Origin of the sequence: Methylomusa anaerophila, from assembly GCF_003966895.1 — a bacterium.
Lineage (GTDB): Bacteria > Bacillota > Negativicutes > Sporomusales > Sporomusaceae > Methylomusa > Methylomusa anaerophila.
Genome location: NZ_AP018449.1, coordinates 3529625 through 3549886, shown reverse-complemented (window position 1 = coordinate 3549886; position 20262 = coordinate 3529625). Strand labels below are relative to the sequence as shown.

The window sequence follows — 20262 nt, the reverse complement described above, 5'->3', positions numbered from 1 at the left end:
TCTCCTTTTTTTAAATCTTATAATGATGTTGATAATAATTGGCTGCCTGTTCAACAGCCAGAGTTCCTTGTTGTACTTTTTGTAATATGTCATCAAGTGAAAGAACAACTTTGGCTTGTTCTTGATTCATTTTTTCTCTTTCTTTATACAGCTCAGTTTCCAGGTACTTTGCAAATTCCCGCAAACTAGGGCAATCATAGATTTTAGTTACCGGTATTGATAAATCAAACCTTTTATTGATGGTCTGTATCCACTCTACACATAATACAGAATCTAACCCTAAATCTATAAAATTCTCATCTATATTGACTTCGTTATACGGAACATATAAAACACTTGCCAAACTTGTTGCCAGTTCCTCCATTAATATCGTGCCTCCGGTATTACACTCCAATTTCTCTATTTGTATATTGGTTTTATTGAGTTCAGAAGCCTGAGTATCATTTGCCAATTCCAAATATTCTTGAATACTTGGCTGCGAATACTCAGTTTTCTTATCTATTTCTTTTTTGAAAAACTCAGTAAATTCACAAAGATTAGGAAAATCATATAGCTTGGTTGATGGGATGGATGTACCGTACTGCTTGTCAAGTAATTTAATCCATTCTACACCTAAAATTGAATCCAAACCCAAATCAACAAATTTCTCATCAATATCGATATCATTATGTTTCAAATATAGTACTTCCGCTAAGCTTGCTGCCAATTCTTCCTGCAATACAGCTACCGATACAATTTTTCCCTGTGTTTGCGTTTTAGTTGTTTCAAAAGCGGAAGTCACTGTTTCTACTGCTGGTGTTACTTCTTCCGGTATTTGAATAATTGAATCTGTTGCAACCCGGTTATGCTTATCTAATTCCTTTTGGAAAAACGTGGAGAACTCACTCAAGCTTGGGTAGTTATAGACATTAATTACCTGGACAGTTATTCTATACTGCTTTTCAAGCAATTTAACCCATTCTACACTAAGAATCGAATCTAACCCTAAGTCAATAAATTTTTCATCGATATCAATATCTTCACGCTTTATGTATAAAACTTCCGCCAAGCTTGTTGCCAATGCTTCCAGCAATACATCTGGTGAAAAAGCTTGAATATTATTAGGAGCTTTAGGTTTGTCATGATGTTCTTCAGGCAATGTTGAAAGTGTTATCAGCGAATCGTTTATTGATTTACCAGGCTGCTCTACAATCTTTGTATCTGAAACAGCATCATTTGATAAGTTCCTTAATACTAAAGCTTTTGGGTTATCCGAAGTGTCAGAAATACTCTCTGTTGTTGATTGTACTATATTAGGGGAAACAGTTAATTTTATTGAGGGCTTGCTTAAAATGGAGGAATCCTGCTGCTGCGAAGATGCAGAAGCAACTTTCATGATTTCTTCCGAGGGTTTAGTTTCGGCAGTTGGTATCCAATATCGCTCCCGACCAAAAGGATATCCGGGTAAACTAATGCGATTAAGTTTACTATCTCCATATAACTTTTGCCAATCAAAATTAAGGCCTTTAACCCAGAAATCCAAAAGTTTATCGTATTTTTTACGTTGAATCCATTTATGAATGACTTCTTGCAACTCTTCGTCTGCATCAAAAATTGTTATAGTATCTTTATTACTCTTGACGTGCCCGCGAAACAAATCAGATACATTATCCTGTTCTTTTAAAAAGCCTGAAAGTTTTTCTGCAAGTTCTTGAATAGAATCAACTATTACAGCCAGCCGCTCTTCCATAGGCTGCCGTCCGACTTGAAGCGTATAGGCCATATTGGCTAAATCATCATCAGTAAACTGTTGTTCTTGAATAGCAGCCAGAAGCTGCTTAGCCTGCTCATAAAGCCGGTCTTTATTTTTAGCCGAAAGTAAAATAATTGCCGGATTATCACTAAACACCCTGCTTTGAGAAAGTGCCAGCGCTTGGGGAATATACTCCTCTATTACAACATGGGCATTAACACCGCCAAAGCCAAAAGAACTTATACCTGCACGTCGTGGCAATTCGCTACCGTCTGGAGAATGCAGTGTTTTCCATTCTTTAGTTTCTTGGAGAATATAAAAGGGACTGTTTTCTAATTGTATGTACGGATTTAAAGTATCACAATGCAGGCTTTTCGCCAGAGTTTTGTGTTTAAGTTGTAATAATACCTTTATTACGCCGGCAACTCCTGAGGCAAGCTCTAAATGTCCGATATTGGTTTTAACCGAACCCAACCCACAATGAGCATTGCTGACTTCAGTATCTCCTGTTAGCCGATAAAGTTCTTTAAAGGCTGTCTTTAGCCCATTGATTTCAATAGGATCACCCAGTTCTGTTCCTGTTCCATGCGCCTCAACATAACTCACGCTTCTTGGATCAATGTTTGCCTTGATATATGCCGCCTTTAGCACTTCCGCCTGAGCTTTGGGATTAGGAGCTGTCAGCGAATTAGCTCGACCGCCGTGGTTTTCCGCAGTTCCAAGGATTACTCCATAGATATGGTCACCTGCTTCTTCGGCATCCTTTAATTTTTTTAAAAAAAGCATTCCGACACCCTCACCGCGTACATAACCGTTGGCTTTATCTGAAAAAGTTTTACAGCGTCCATCTTCGCATAGCATTCCGGCTTTACTGAAGCTGATATGAGCCTCAGGTGTTAGCATAATATGGACTCCGCCGGCAATTGCCATTTCGCAGGCTCCATCATTTAAGGCACAGACAGCCCGGTGTATGGCAACCAAAGAGCTAGAACAGGCAGTTTCTATTGGTTCACTGGGGCCATGAACATTGAGAAAATAGCTCATTCTGTTCGGACCTACGGAAGGTACCAGTCCCGTAAACGAATAGCCTTCGATATTTATATTAGCTTTAGCAAGCAATAAGCTATATGTACTGCTTGTTGTGCCAACAAATATTGCGGTTTGTGTGCCTGAAAGACTTTGAGCTGAATAACCTGCATCTTCGATAGCCTTCCAAATATAAGTCATCATCAAGCGTTGCTGCGGATCCATCACTTCAGCTTCTCTAGGGGATATTCCGAAAAATAGTGGATCGAATTCATCTACCCCCTCAATAAATCCGCCCCACTTAACTTTTGTTTTGTTTGCTTCCTTCTCCGGATCGCCGTAATACTCACGCCAATCCCAACGGTCATTGGGGACTTCTGTAATACAATCCTTGCCTCCCGCCAGGCTTTCCCAAAACTCATTTAAATTCTTAGCCATCGGGAATAAACCACTCATTCCGACAATTGCAACAGGCTCTGTTTTGCTATCAATTTGCGATTTTACTAACGTAGAAGTTCTTTTAAACTGAGCATGATGATGCGTACCTATGTCTTTCTTTGCAGTAGGTTTAGCAAAAAGCTGCTCCCGCTTTTTGGTGAAGTGTATCCCAATTGATGATTGATATTTTTCCAGAACATATTTAGTCAGCTTCTTGAGGGTAGCATATTCAAAAAAGATAGTAGGATTTAAATCCAGACTATATTTTTGATTAAGCACATTGGCGAATTCAGTCAGCGCAATAGAATCAAATCCATATTCAGTAAATTCCGTATTAACATCAATGTCCTCAACCCTGACCTTCAGTAAAGTAGAAACTACTTGTGAAAAGTCCGCCAGTATTTTGTATTCTAAGTTACTAATATCAATTTCCGGTTGAGATACTTCAGGCATTATATTAATTGTCGGCACTGTAGTTGCCGCAGCGGAAAGAAAACTGCGTTTCAATTTTGCAACTTCGCCTACCATAACGATTACTTGCTCCTTGCCGGCAGTTATAATCCGATATAAGGCTTGCATACCTGTTGAAGTATCCATGGCAATCATTCCCGTATTTCTGCCTAACATTTTTTCAGTTTTGGCATCAACTCTCATCCCGCCATCTTTCCAGAGTGGCCAATCGATTGCCAGAGTTTGACCCTGACGTTGTTTCGCCATAACCAGAGCGTTACGATATCTGGCATAAGCATCCATAAAGGCATTGGCAGCAGCATAGTCAGCTTGCCCCGGATTTCCAACAACTCCAGAGCCAGATGAGAGTAATATAAAGAAATCGAGCGGCATATTTTTACTCGCTTGGTCTAAATTGACTAGTCCGGTCACTTTAGGGGCAAGAACGGTTTGCAGTTCTTGCTGGCTTTTTTTGATAATATAATTATCACTAATCACTCCGGCTCCGTGAATTATGCCGTCAAGTCTCCCAAAGTCTTTCTTGATTGTCTGAAAAAGGTCATCAACGGCCGCTTTTTGAGTTACGTCAACTTGCTTAATTAGAATCTTAGCGCCCATCTGTTCCAATTCTCTAAGCTTAGCTTGCTTATCCTTAGTAAGCGGAGATCTGCCTGTAAGAATCAAAGCAGCGGATTGCACTTTTCTTACAATTTCTTCAGCAAAAATAAGCCCCAGAGCACCAGTACCGCCTGTAATTAAATAGCACCCCTGGTTTTTCCATGGGTGCGTTACTTCTTCAGCACTATCCTCTATTTCACTCCATTCAACAATCCACCGTTTACCGTCTAAATACCGTATATGATGATCAAGACAGAGTCTATTCTCTTTAAGCCTTTCCACAATTTGCCCGGAATTATCCTCTGGGCTTATTTCAATTAGTTGACCTACTAGTTTTGAGTTCTCTTGCATAGCTGTTTTTAACAATCCTAATAAACCGGAAAATAATTGTTGTTCTTTTTGATTAGGAACTACAATTTGTATTAATGTATAACCTGTTTGTTTTTCTCTAATTATGCTTTGAATTTCGGTAAACAATTGAACCGCGTAGGCCTGAAACCGCTCCGCTATACAATTTTGTCCAGATTGTAAAACTACACATTGCGCGCCGGGTATTTGTGTCTCAATATTTTTCACGCCAATTCCTGTCGGCTCACAAAGGACTATTAAATGCCTAACATATTCAGCAATTGTGCCTTGGGAAAGAGCGAATTGTTCTTTCCAGCCAGGAAAACATAATAAAGTCCCGGTTGTTGCCGAAGTTTCTGTCAAGACACCTTCGTCTTCCAGCAATCTAATTGAGAACCCTTTCATGCGGACACAAATTAGCCCTTGATCATCACATAAATCAATATCAAGTTTCTGAATTTTATCGTCCATTACTCTATTGCCGCTGGCCCGAACTAAAGCCCACATTGACGCAGTACATGGCTGCAGTATTTCAAGTTCGTCAAGAGCAAAAGGCATCGCCGGCTTAACAGCGCCGCCAACACCCCATATTAGTCCGATTGATGCCTGTAAGGCTGAATCCATCATACTTGGATGAAGGACAAAATCTTCTTCCGTACCTGACACTGATAAAGGTAGCCCCAGCCTTACTAATACTTTCGCTTGTCCCACATACAGCTCTTTAATTCCCTGGTGTGCCGGGCCATAGTCAAAACCCATAGACTCAAATAACTCATAACACTGCTTCGCTGAAAAAGCACGTTGGTTGCATTCAGCCTGTAATGCACTAATATCTAAGTTTGGAACATCCGTGACAGTACTAAACATTGCACTTCCTTGACTATAAACGGTATGCTCGGCTTCAAATTTTGAATCTTGATAGACTTCATACATAATGTCTCCATTTTCTTCAGCACATAGCCCGATATGTACCTTGACAGGTTCATTACCTACGATGACAGGCCGAGTCCAAACCACATTTTTCAGTCGAATACTACTATTTTTTTCCTCGAGTTCCCCTGCTGCCTGTTCCGCTGCCTCCCGAGCCAGTTCAAGATAAGCTACCCCCGGCAAAATCCGCTGTCCTTTAATTACATGGTCTGATAGGAAAAATTCTTGGCCGGTAAAAACCGAACTGAACCGTTGCTCAAATAAGTTTGAGGTATTTTGATGTACTAAGGGATGAAGCGAAACACCAACCTTTTCAGTTAATTGTCTATTGTTACTATCATTACCAGGCCAACAATGCACCTGCGCAAATGGGTATGTGGGAAGACTCATTCGCTGCGGTTTAGTATTGTTATATAATAAATTCCAATCAATATTGAATCCCTTTACCCATAGCTCCATGAGACGGTTATATTCTTTTCTCGTTAACAAAGCCTGAATCATTTCAGTACAATCTTTACCCGTTTCAAACAATTGCACAAATTCGCGGGATTGTGTTGCATCCCCCACTAGACAATCCTGTGTTTCTCCGGCAATATACTTTTCTAGTTTTTCTATTAATTCATCAATGCACTGTACAGTAAATATTACTCTACTATCCATTGCTTTTCGCCCTACTTGTAATGTATAGGATAAATCTGCCAAATTGTAAACATACTCCCGATTATGTACCAAATAATTGAGTAAATTCTGAGCATAAATTTTAAGACGTTCATTATCCTTAGCAGATAGCGGGATTATGAATAAGGATGAATTATTGCTATTACCGCAGTCCGAATGTGATTTTAGTGTATCAATAGCGGTATATTGTTCCAAAATTGCATGGGCATTAGTCCCCCCTATACCGATCGAACTTAGTGCCGACCGGAGAGGGGTAAGTGTATCTTGATAGTTACGAAGTGTATCAACAACATAAAAGGGAGAGTTATTGAAATCAATACTTTGATTTGGCGTTTTATAGTTAAGTGATGCCGGAATTTTATTGTAGTACAAGCTTAACGCAACTTTAATACATCCTGCTAAACCTGCGGCAGTATCCAAATGCCCTATATTGGTTTTCACAGACCCGATACCGCAAAACTGTTTTTTATCCGTAAATTCTTTATAAACATCACTTAGAGCCGTAAACTCGATAGGATCACCCAATTTAGTGCCTGTCCCATGCGCTTCAACATATTGTATAGTTTCCGGGGAAACTTTGGTATGCGCAAGTACCTTCCGAATCACTTCAGATTGACCTTTAACACTTGGCGCATAAAAGCCAACTTTATCGGCTCCATCATTATTTAAACTAATTCCCCGTAGTAGGGCATAAATATTATCTCCGTCGGCAATTGCATCTAACGCTTTCTTTAGTATGATTACCGCAACCCCTTCTCCTGTAACCATTCCATCGGCAAAAGCATCGAAGGTTTTAACATGTCCGCTACTTGAAAAATTCAATCCAGGTTGATGCAAATAACCTATGTTTGAAGTAGGAAATATCGTTGCACCTCCCACCAAGGCATACTCTGCTTCGCCGGCTTGTAAACTTTGATAAGCCGAATACAATCCAGATAACGACGACGAACAATTTGAATGAACGAAAAAGCTAGGTCCTTTCAAACCTAACTTGTGTGAAATCATTGTCGGAATAGTCCCACCCTGCGCTAAAATCCATGATACATATTCATCTGAGTTATTTGTCATAGTCTGGGATAATAAGATTTGATAGAAACTATTGCTTGCCGACATAAACACACCTGTATCCGGGATCTGCTCCGGAGTATAACCGGCATCCTCTACTGCTTTCCAGGAATGAAGCAGTAATAGCCTTAATTGGGGATCCATATATTCTGCATCTTTAGGTGAAATATTAAAGAATGCCGGATCGAACAACGCTTTCCCCGTTATGGTTGATTGTACCGGAACATAATTAGCGTGCTCGGTCAGTTTTTTCGATACCCCTAACTCTGCAAGCTCTTCCTTAGAAAAAAAACGAATACTTTCCTTAGCCTTTATTAGGTTTTTCCAGAACTCAATATGGTTTTTCGCTCCGGGAAACTGACATGAGATACCAATAATGGCCAAACTATTTTGGTAGTACTCAGGGTAAGACGTTTGAATTTCATCTTGATTATCATAAGCTTCATTGTTTAAATTAACTTTATGAGCGTTGTCATAAAGTTCTAACCCTGCAATATATTTACCAATCTCCTGGACAGTTGGGTATTTAAACAAGGTTGTTACTGTAAAATCACAATTTAACTCTGCTTTAATTCTTTGTGCTGCCACGACTGCTAAAATAGAATCTCCTCCCACATCAAAAAAGCCATCCCGTGGAGTTATATTACTAACTTTTAGCACGTCTTTCCATATTTTTAATACCCTGTCTTCAATATTAGACTTTGAACCAATTGTACATCTATTTTCAGTAATTGCAGGTTTATCTCCAGTAACTATAACCTCTTGGTTCATTAATGCTTTCCGATTTAGCTTACCGGTTGCTGTAAGTGGCATTTTCTCCAGTTGGTTATAAAAAGCAGGTACCATATATTCGGGTAAACGAGAATTCAAATGTTTACGCAGCTCTTGTGGATCAAGAGCCCTTTTATCATCATTATTTGTTGTATAATAGGCAATAAGCCGTTTAATGCCGTCCTGTTCTTTCAAAACAACCGCGCAATCCTGTACCTTGGAATAGGTACCAAGTTGACTTTCAATTTCTCCTAATTCAATGCGATAACCCCGGATTTTAACTTGGTGATCAATCCGGCCTAAAAACTCAATATTCCCATCAGCCAGCCAGCGAACACGGTCACCCGTTTTATAAAGCTTCGTTCCAGGTTCAAGGGGATTCTCAATAAATTTTGCAGCCGTTGGCTCAGGTAGATTTAAATATCCTCTAGCTAAACCTTCGCCACTTATACAAAGTTCACCCGGAATACCAATTGGAACAATCTGTAAATTATCATCTAATATGTATAGCTTTACATTCGAAATGGGCTTACCAATTGGAATGGTTCTTTGTATCAGTTTTTCTTTCGAACAGGAAAAGAACGCGGCATAAATGGATGCTTCTGTTGGTCCGTATATATTTTCAACATTGGCGTTGGGAAAAGTGGTTACTGTTTTGTTAGCAAGTTCTTTTGGAAAAACCTCGCCGGCAACCATTATATACTTAAGTGGGCAATTTTCCAAAAACGACTTATTATCTAATACCCCAATTAAGAAAACATTTAACATTGACGGCACAAAATTAATATGAGTAACCTTATACTTGCTAATACAATCGGCAATAGTTTCGGGAGATTTCTCTCCGCTTGGCGGAAGAATGACAAGGCGCCCATTACCAATAAACCAACCAAACAATTCTGCTACAGACACATCAAAAACATAATTTGTTTTTAACAAGTAAGAGTCCTGATTGGTCATAGGGTAATTTGCTTGCAAAAAATACAACGTATTAAGAATGCTTGCATGGCTAACCATAACCCCTTTGGGCTTTCCCGTACTGCCAGATGTATAAATGACATAGGCCAAATTGCGAGGCTGTACTTCGCGCTTTACAATTATCCTTCCCTTATTTGTGCTTGCTATTTCTTCCCACATCTTGTCTAAAACAATTGACTTAGCACGATTTCTACTTAACGTCCGCACTTTATCCATTAAGGCAGATTGGGTAAGAACAAGGGAAACTCCGCTGTCTTGGATCATATAATCCAGTCGTTCGTCCGGATAGTTTGGATCCATTGGTACATATGCCCCTCCTGCCTTTAGGATTCCTAATATCCCCACAACCATCTCCGGAGAGCGTTCCATACAGATTCCAACTAGGCAATCAGGACATACCCCGCATGTCTGCAGATAGCTTGCCAACAACGAGCTTTGCTTATCTAATTCCTGGTATGTATAGTAGTTTTCTTCAAAAACTATCGCAATTACGTCTGGCATTTTTCGGGCTTGTTCCTCAAATATTTCATGAATACAGCTTTCTGTGGAAAAATCGTTCTTAGCCGCATTCCAATCTAAAAAAATGCTATTCCTCTCTATTTGCGATAGATATTGATATTCACTAAACGGAATATCGGAATTTTCAAGCACTTCTTGAACCAAGTTCTTATAGTGCTCTATCATTCGTTCAATTGTTGATGCATCAAATAAATCCGGATTATATTTAAAGTTCAGCAGAAAATTATCCTTTTGCTCAACTACTTCCAGTTCAAGTTCATACTCGCCTTCCTGATGGATGTTTTCGACAAACTCAAAGGGAAGTATCTCCTGATATTGTTGACAGAGATGCTGCAGATTCTGGAATTGAGAAAAATTTTGATAGGCAAAGGCAACTTGAAACACCGGTGCGGTTGTTTGTAAACGCGGCACATTTAGTTCCCGGACCAATACGGGAAAAGGATAAGCGGCATGATCTAACCCATCAGCAAGGGTTAACTGTAACTCCCGACTGAATCGTGTAAAAATCTGCTTACTTGTTACTTGACTTCGAATTGCAATCATATTGATAAAATAACCAACCAAAGAGTTAAACCGCTCGTGCGGACGCCCGATAGTTGGTATTCCTACAATAATATCTTCCTGATTTGTATAACGATGCAGCAGCAATTTGAAAATACCCAAAAAAGCAACAGATATATCTATGCTTTGCAAATAAGTAAAAGACTTTATTTGCTTGCTCAATTCTGTATATAACTTGGATGAAGCTACTTTTCCGGCAAAACTGGTGTTAATAGGACGAGAATGGTCGGTCGGCAGCTCCAGAATCGGCAAGGGTTCTACAAGTTGTTTTTTCCAATAAGAACGATGCGCCTCCCCTTCCTCAGTTGCCAGCATTTCCTGTTCCCATTTCACAAACTCATTATAATTTTGCGAAAGTACGACTGGTTCGGGAGTTTCGTCGTGAACCAGCTTTTGATAAGCATTTATTAATGTTGAGATAAAGGGGGCAACCGAGTTTCCATCAAACACAATATGATGAATAATAAAGAGAATAATATACTCTTGCGTTGAGCGAGACAAAAGATAAATGCGCATCAAAGGACCTTTTTCCAATGAAATTGGTTCTTTTGTTTTTTCCCTAAGATAGGGTACAATGTTTTGATTTTCAAGGGTTGAAATATCTTCTTGGTTAAAGGCCAGCGGCTCTGCTGGTTTGACAATCTGACTGAGAGCGCCAGCATCTTGTCTAATTGTACCGGCAAGAACCGGATATTGTTCCATAACCAAACGACAAGCTTGTTTGAACCGCTCAACATCCACCTGCTGACAAATACGAAAACATATAGGAATATTATAAGCACTCATTTCAGGAGACATTGCTTGCAACATCCATAAGCCCTTTTGTCCTTCGGACAAAGGAATAATTAACGGTTCGTTCTCAAGTGCGCTTAAACTTTTTTGAACATCACGGATAGTTATTTTTCCATTCTTATAAGCATCTAAGATTTCTCTGGGAGTCATACTTTCTCTCCTCCTTCTAATAAAATTCGCGCTTGCTTTACGCTAATGTTTCCTTGTACAAATTGTTCTAGAACACCAACAACTTGTTCGTTTGTTACTGCTTCTGTTTCTTGAGTTGTTTCCGATATTATGTTTGCAGTTGGTGTTCCGCATTGTTGAACTCCTGACTTAATTTTTTGTGCTAGATAAGCTGCTAAAGATTTTATCGTCCGGTATTCAATTATTTCCCGTCTTGTAATGGTAGTGGTAAAACAATGCTCAATATCACGAATAAGTTTCGTGAGAATAATAGAATCTACCCCATACTGTTGGATGTTTTTATCTAATCTAATTTGTTGCTGGACGATTTTTAGCTCTTTCGCTAGAAATTGGCTAATGTATTGCTGAATACTATCCTCTATTTCATTTTGGCAAATAAATTCTGCATTCATTGTGACAAGTTGATTTAACGTACTACCGCATTCTTCCGTTTGGCCAGTTGAAACCCAATATTTTTCTTTGGCAAATGGGTAAGTGGGCAGAGGAATTCTTTTAGCATTTTGCCCTTCATGCAGCAATTCCCAATTAACACCACCACCTTGAACCCAATAAATTGCAAGTTTTTTGTAGTCATGTTCTTGCAATAATTTTTGTGCCAATATTTTTCCTGTTTCACCAAACAACAATTTGCTGATATCGGATTGTTCTGTTTCTAAGTTTCCCGTAAAAATCGGTACCAACGCTTCATCGAAATTACCGTTCAGTACCGCTATTCTTAAATATTCTTCTAATCCATGGATTAGGTCTTGCTGAGTACCGACAAGCATCGCCATCCGATATTCCATGGGTTCACGCCCTACCTGGAGAGTATATGCAATATCTGTTAAAAGACATTCACTGGAAAATTTCACGAACATAAGCATCTGACGGACAACAGCCCCTAACCGCTCCTGACTTTTAGCGGAAAAAATTATGATTTGAGGTTGCATAGTGCCGACTATATTTTGTTCTTGGTTATCCGGGACATATTCTTCCACAATTATATGAGCGTTCGTTCCCCCCATTCCAAATGAGCTTACTGTCGCCTGGCGTTTACATTCTTGATTTTCCCCATTAACCACTATCACCGGGCGTTTCCACTCCTGGAGTTTTTGCTGCAAATAAAATGGTGAATTTTTAAAATCAATATTAGGATTTAAGTCCGCCGCTATAATTAATGGTACTAATTGCTTATGTTGTAACTGCAATACCACTTTAGTTAATTGCGAAATACCTGAGGCGGCTTCAGCGTGGCCGATGTTAGATTTTACCGATCCAATCCCACAAAACTGCTGTTCGTTAGTATACTTTTGAAATACTTTCGTTAACGCAGCAACCTCAATAGCATCCCCTATTTGCGACCCGTTAGTGGCAGCTTCCACATAACTGATGGTTTTGGGATCAATCCCAGATTTCTTAAAATTATCTTCAATCAGTTGTACTTGGGCATTAAGATTGGGAACATTATATCCACTTGAATGTCCGCCATGATTGCTTGTTGTTGATTTTATCACAGCGAGAATTCTATCTTTATCCTGGATAGCCTGCCAAAGTGGTTTCAGTAATACAGCGCCTACCCCTTCTGCCGGAAGATATCCATCACCATTGCTGAAACTTCTGCTATTAATACTACTCCCTAATATTTGCAGTTGACTTAGTCCCAAATACTTTTGCGGATGTATCGAAAGATTTACTCCCCCGGCAACAGCTAACTTACACTCTCCTCTTAATAAGCTTTCACAAGCCATATGAATTGCAACTGTCGAGGAAGAGCAGGCAGTATCTACAGCAATACTCGGACCTTGAAAATTAAAATAAAAAGAAACTCTATTGGCAATAGAGCTGTAAGAAGACAAGGATATTAGCGATTTTGTCATTATATCTGATTCAAACGCATGATATTGTTGATACATTGCACCAACATATACACCAATCCGGCCTTGGTACTGTTGCTGCAAAGTCATCCTTGTGTAACCTGCATTTTCAAATAGATTCCAAACATTTTCCAAAAAAAGTCGTTCCTGCGGATCCATGACTTCGGCTTCTTTAGGCGAAATATGGAAGAATAGTGGTTCAAATTCATCCACCCCTTTTAAAAAACCACCCCACTTACAATAAGTTTTTTCCGGCTTACTTTTGTCTGTATCATAATATTTGCTATGTTCCCAACGTTCTGGAGGGATTTCTGTAATACAATCCTTACCATCACGCAGGTTGCACCAAAAATCGTCAATATTTTTTGCCCCAGGATATTGTCCAGCAATACCAATAATGGCAATTTCTGTATTGTTATTAATAGCTGTTTCTGTGCATCTTACTTTTACTACGTCTTCATTAAAGTTGTAGTTTGCCATTTTATCATCAGCAACAGTGGTTTGTTCTGTAGAAATAAACTGCTTCATTTGGTCTTGATAGTTTTTAATTAGGTAAGAAGCCAATTCAGCAATTGTTGAATATTCAAATAATAATGTGGGTGCAAATTTGATTGCCAATCTTTCTTCAAGCTCAGTTGCCATTTGTAATAACCGGACTGAATTCATTCCCATTTCATAAAATCCGGCATCAGATTTGATATCTTTTATTGGTCGCTGTAATTTAGCAGCAAATAGTTCTTCCAATAACTTTTCCATTGCTTCTAGGTTAGCGTAAGTCCCTATCCCTGTCTTTATCTCCATATTGGGTTGTACAGTAGATAATAGTGGATATTGTTGTTTTAGACCTATTGCACTAGTATCACGAATTAATTTTGCAGCAAAGTTTTTTAATTCGGCGATTTTTTCCCCTTGTGTATTAAAAAATTCTAAAGTTATATAAACGAGCTCTTTATTCTGCCGAAAAGAATCCATCTTTAGTCTAGCTACGCATCGTTCTTGCATGAGAGCCGAAGCACGAAATGATTCATAATACAAAGGTAGATATAACTTTTGCTCCTCGGTTTCCGGACTGGCAACTTTTTCCCAAGCGCCTATTGCACTGCCGTCAATTAAAACCGGGTGAAACATTACCTCTTCTTTGCTGGCGAGGGCATCCCGTCCGATGGCAATATCAACAATTGCCGCTGTAGCTATATCATATACCACTCCTTCCGCTTTCATAAATCCGGTATGAACAAGCCTCTCACGCCGGCAGTGCTCATAAACTTTATCTAAGCTGATAGTGTTCTGGGCGATTTCTTTTATTTGACTAAGATTTAGTTTTTCATCATACATCACAGGCTCTCTGAGATACATCTCGGCGGTAATGTATAGTTCTTTATCTACTGGTTGCGCTCCACTGGACTGTTTTTGACCTTCAATCCTGATCTGCCAACAGCCTTCACCTGTTTCACAACACAAAATGTTGAGTATAATACTCTGTTCATCGTTTATGGCCAGCGGATTATAAATTGTTAGATTGCGTAGTTCAAGTCTGGTAAAATCATGGCCTGCTTGGCACAATAGCTGATATAACATATCAATATATGCCAGCCCCGGTAATAACGTTAATCCATTAATCTGATGATTCTTAACCAGGGGATGATTGGCATCCAAAACAATTGTATTTTGCATGTTATGCCTCCACTAATTTTTGTTTCCAAATACTGTTATAGACAATTCCAGATTGCACATTGGAACGGTTCAATTCCGGGGGAATTAATGGATATCGCGTTATTTTACGCGCTTCAGTATCTGACCATGCTTCCAAAATCACGTGGGCATTTGTACCTCCGTCAGCAAAACAATTAATAGCTGCAGTGCGAGGCTTATTTAGCCAAGCAGTCTGTTTACGACAAAAATAAAATGGGGAGGATTCCAGACTATAATGTGTCATTGGCTGTTCGCCAGATAAAAACGGAGCCATTTGCCCCTGTTCCAGCATCATCGAAACTTTTATTAAACTTGCTATGCCTTCCGCGCATAGCGGATGACCAATATTAGGCTTAATTGAGCCTAATCCCAAAGAAGCATTGTTGGAAAGACGATAAACGCTTTGTATTGCTTTAAGTTCGAGTAAATCGGTAACTTCAGAACCTGAACCATTAACTTCCACATAACTAATTTCTTCTGCACACTTACCGCTTTTACTTAAAGCAGCCTGCATAACTTCTTTTTGCGCCTGGAAATTCGGAGAGGTAGGACCAGCTGTCCGGCCGTCATTGTTAATTGACACTGCCTTAATTACAGCGTAAATATAGTCCCCATCGGCAATCGCCTGTTCCACTGTTTTCAGCAGCACTAACCCTACGCCTTCTCCTAAAACCACTCCGTGCGATCGTTTGTCAAAAATATGAAATTGCGGTTCATTTGCTAAAATTCCGCGTTGCTGAAAAGTCCGGTGCGCTCCATCGGTACTTAATAAGCTCACTCCCCCTATAACGGCAGAGTCAATTTCGCCAGTGTGCAGGGCTTGAATCCCCATATTCATCGCAACTAAGGCGGAAGAACAGGCAGTATCCACAACAACACTGGGACCATGAAGATCATAAAACTGTGATATATTAGCCGCCAAATAATTCTGACCGATAGCCATAATTGGATTGTGTGCTCGACTAAGAATAGTTTCTTCAGGCTGGTGGCGACTTCTTCCTCCTAGATAGACTCCCACTTGACGCCCCTTTATTTCTTTGGGGGTATAGCCCGCGTGATACCAAAGCTTAAGGCTTTCCTCCAGCACCAGCAAAGCTTGCAAATCCAAGACTCTGGCATCTTCTTTGGGTATTTGGAAAAAGTCAGGATCATAATCTGTTATATTGTCAAGTAAACCGGCGTAATAATTATTTGCTTTTCCCCATCGTTTTGGAGGAACAACGCCAATTGATGTTTTTCCTGCCAATAGCATCTCCCAATATTTTCCTAAATTATTTGCCCCGGGAAATCGGCAAGACATTCCAATCACTGCAATATCCGCTGAATTCCAGTTTTGAGGTAACCTTTTTATTAAAGAAACCACCGCCGGTTTCTGAGACGGACTAAAAGACAAATCGGCTGAGGAATTCTGCGTATCTACAGCAACCAGCGTTTCTAGTGAGGAAGCATGGTTTTCTACAAGCCACCCGGCTAATAACTCAATGGTAGAATATTCATAGAAACTCGAAGGATCTATTTCCTCTAATAACAGTTGATTGATTTGCCGCAACAATTGAACCAAGAAAATAGAATCTACACCAAAATCCTGAAACGGAATATCAATATCTAATTGAGAAGGTTCTATTTTTAATTCCTGGGAAAATAACGCCACCAACCATTCTTGAGTTGCTTTTATAAGATTATTTGCAGTAGTTATTGACTTCACATAATTGTTCTTTTCAGACTTTGTAGCCCCTGTTATCGGTTTTTGAATTTTACGCTTCATTAATTGGTGTGGATTCCATAAATCCGTATTTACCACGGCGGGAAGAATTACGGGACCGGCCTTGTGTGCAAGAATAGAATCTAGAAAATCCAGTCCTTCCGTATCAGTTATGCTTAACAAACCACTCTGCTGATAAGCCTTGCTTTTCGCTTCTCCCATGCCAGTATCTTTCCAGCTAGGCCATTGAATACTAATTATTGGACAGCCAGAATTGTTAGCTTCCGCAAAATAATCCATATAGGCGTTAGCCATGGCATAATCACTCTGCCCGGAAGCTAAAGCAGGAATAATCGCCGAGACTGATGAAAACATGACAAAAAACTGCAACGGCTCATTTTTTACCGCTTGATATAAATCGTTCAGTACGCTAATTTTGGGATTTAGTACCTGCTCAATTCCAATAATTGATTTCCGGACAAATGCAGGATTATCAAAATCACCAGTTCCGGCACAATGGATAACCCCGCCGATGGGTCCCATACTTTTTCTAATCTCATTCACAATCTGTTGAGAATTGTTTTCTTTTGTTAATGCAAGTGCCCATACCTGTATTCCTTGGCTTTCTATCTCTTCAATAGCCCGGATTTTCTTCGCCAAAGTATTATTTAATCCCTTATAGAAGTTCCATTGCTCGCGTGCAGGCAAAGCTTCTTGTCCTGTTATAACCAATCTTTTGACACCATAATTTTTTATAAAATGCCGCGCGCATAAATGTCCGAGCCCGCGTGTCCCACCTGTAACCAAAAGGACGTGGTCTTCGGGGAACTTCACAAGACTTTGCCTGTTCACATATTCTCCGGTTTCCGCAAGGTAAGCCTCAAAACGGGTTCCGTCCCGATAGCAGATTTCCGAATCATCACTATCAATTGAAAACTCTGTAGCAATCTGCTGAGCAAGTGTACTATCAGCAACACATGGCTCAACATCAATATGCCGTGATTGCAAATGACTATACTCACTTTGCAGCATGCGATACAATCCAGCACGGCAAGCTCCGGCCAAATTAATCGTGATATTATTGTAAGATTCCAGTCCTTTTGTAACACATAGCAAAGTTAAGCCTCTACTTTGGCCTAACTCGATCAAATGTTGCAGTAATACGATCCAAACCAGCGATTCATTACTCTCACTGCCGCAACCGACCAAGTCTACAAAACCATCATAAGTTTGCCAGTCCTCCGGTAGACTGTATTTTGGTTCAATATCATTAATATTTAAAACATAGCTCTCAGCAAAATGCTTGGAAAGTTCAATCGCTACCCCTTCAGTTTCTTGCGTTGACAGGATGATAATAGAACGGCTCATAGTTTTAGTTGGCGTAGCTATAGATTGTTTCCACTGTTTTTTTAATGTGCAAATCTTTTTCTGTACCGTAAGTCTATCGTCAACGAAGTTTTCCTTGGCTAAATTAGGATAATCCGCCTTAGTTATCGGAACCCAATAATGCCCAACTGCAAAAGGATATGTAGGCAAGCTAATTCGCTCCGGTTTCGTATCAGGATACAGCCGGTTCCAGTCAATATTCAGGCCTTTGACCCAAAGCTCCAGAAGTTTAGCATATTTTCTTTTACTGAACCAAGCGTCTATTGCTTTCGTCATATCTTCGTCAGTTGCTAAAACTGCCAGCGTTTCCTTATTGCGTTTTACCTGACCGTAGTATAAATCATCAATATTATCTTTTCCTTGCACAAAATCCCTAAGTTTTTCTTCAAGTTCTTGCACTGAACCTACTGTCATAGCTAACCGTTCTTCCATGGCTTCTCGTCCTACTTGGAGAGTATAAGCCATGGAAGCCAAATCAGTATTAGCGAAGCATTGCTCTTCAATGGCACATAATAGCTCTTTAGCTTGCTCTTTAAGCCCTTCTTCATTTTTAGCTGACAATACAATTATTGCGGGTGACGATGGTATTTGCACTTCCCGGGAATTAGGTATATATTCTTCAATCACTACATGGGCATTTGAACCTCCCGCACCAAAAGATGAAATGCCGGCGGTTCTTGGATATTCGCGCATGACTCCATCCAGCGCAGCTTTTGGTCTTTTCCATTCGCCAAGCTCTTGTTGGACGATAAATGGAGTCTTGCCAAAATCAATATTAGGGTTACGTACATCGGAATGCAAAGAGGGAACTAGTTGATGATATTTCAGTTGCAATAGTACTTTGGTCACTCCGGCAATACCTGCCGCGCTCTCGCAATGCCCTATATTTGATTTAGCTGAGCCAATGGCGCAAAACTGTTTATCTGCTGTATATTCTTGAAATGTTTTACTCAAAGCCGCGATTTCAATCGGATCTCCTAAGAATGTCCCTGTGCCATGGGCTTCAATATAACTGATTATTCTTGGATTGATTCGTGCTTGCTTTAATGCCCGTCCAATAACAGTTGCCTGGGCATTGGGGTTAGGAACTGTGTACCCGTTGGTTTTCCCACCATGATTTACGGCGATACCTTTTATTACTCCATAGATATGATCACCGTCCGCGACGGCTCTGTCCAGTGGTTTGAGCAATACTGCACCGACACCTTCTCCCGGTACATAGCCGTCACCGCCCTGGCCAAAGCTTTCACACCGCCCTTTGCTGGATAAGAACTTACCTTGGCTGAGCATTAAGTATTTGTTGGGATGAACCGATATGTTGACGCCTCCCGCAATTGCAAGTTGGCAGCCGCCGCTTTGCAGGCTTTGGCAGGCTAAATGGATAGCTGTCAAAGAGGAGGAACACATGGTATCTATGGCAATACTCGGTCCGTTAAAGTTGCAAAAATAGGATACTCTGTTGGCTATTGATGCCGGACTGCCAGTAAGGGCTATTGGCCTACCCATCATCTGCTCTTGGGCGCCGTAAAGTTGGTACTCTTCATACATCACTCCTACATAAACACCTACATTGCCGTCTACGCCACCCTCCCGGTTCATGCCGACGGTTTCCCGGGTATAGCCTGCATCTTCTAATGTTTCATAGACACATTGCAAAAACAGGCGTTCCTGAGGATCAATAAACTCCGCTTCCCGTGGTGAAATATTGAAAAAAAGAGGATCAAACTGATCCACGCCCTCGATAAACCCGCCCCACTTACTATAGATTGTTCCGGATTTGTTTTTATCTTCGTCAAAGTAACGGCTGTAGTCCCAGCGGTCTTTCGGAATTTCGCTTATACAGTCTTTACCTTCCTGAAGATTTTTCCAATATTCTTTGATGTTTTTTGCGCCGGGGTAACGGCCGGAAACACCAATTATTGCAATATCAAAAGGCCCTTGGGCTGTTTTTCCCCGGGATTTTGCAATGGCTGGTGCAATGCGGTTACGAAGGCCTTGACTTACCGGACGCTCAGCAGGCGGGGAAATCGGAGGATTATTGCTGAACGTCTCTGTCTCATTCTTGGCCGCCAGCAATTCCACAAGTTTTTCCCGGTAAGTATCCAGGAAATAGCCAACTATTTCCTGGATACTTTGGTATTCAAAGAACAATGTTTTTGGCAAAGAACCAAAAGTGTTTTCTAATTGATTGGTCATTTGCATGACCATAATCGAGTCTATTCCGTATTTCTCCATGGGAGCATCGGCTTCAATCCGTTGCACAGGCAATTTGATTACCGTCGAAAGCAGCTTTTTGAAGAAATGGATTGCTTTTTCTCGAAGCAAATCATTGTCAAATTCAGCGATTACTTTATTTTTATCTAAGGTAGTAACAGGTACTTTTACTATTTCTGTCGATAAATCATTGTCCGCAGAAAAAGACACGCTCTTATGCTGCAACTTAAACTCAATAATTTGTTTTACCGCAGCTTCCCGACTAATTTTTCCTTCTTGTAATTGCTTATACAATTTACTTAATTGATTATTCATATCACTCT

Annotated in this window: 3 protein-coding genes; all 3 read right to left on the bottom strand. The window is 40.1% G+C overall.

Annotated elements, in window-relative coordinates:
• Positions 1-10: 10 nt before the first annotated feature.
• From MAMMFC1_RS15970 to MAMMFC1_RS15960, 3 genes are read right to left on the bottom strand one after another with little or no spacing between them, the layout of a single operon-like run.
• On the bottom strand, positions 11-11053 hold the full coding sequence (locus MAMMFC1_RS15970; protein ID WP_126309456.1) for a non-ribosomal peptide synthetase: 11043 nt from the start codon (positions 11051-11053) through the stop codon (positions 11-13).
• Positions 11050-14619: a beta-ketoacyl synthase N-terminal-like domain-containing protein gene (locus MAMMFC1_RS15965; protein ID WP_126309454.1), complete on the bottom strand. Its 3570-nt coding sequence runs from the start codon at positions 14617-14619 to the stop codon at positions 11050-11052. Before MAMMFC1_RS15965 ends, MAMMFC1_RS15970 begins: the two co-directional genes overlap by 4 nt.
• Position 14620: 1 nt before the next feature.
• Positions 14621-20254, bottom strand: a complete 5634-nt coding sequence (locus MAMMFC1_RS15960; RefSeq protein WP_126309452.1) for a type I polyketide synthase — start codon at positions 20252-20254, stop codon at positions 14621-14623.
• Positions 20255-20262 lie beyond the last annotated feature (8 nt).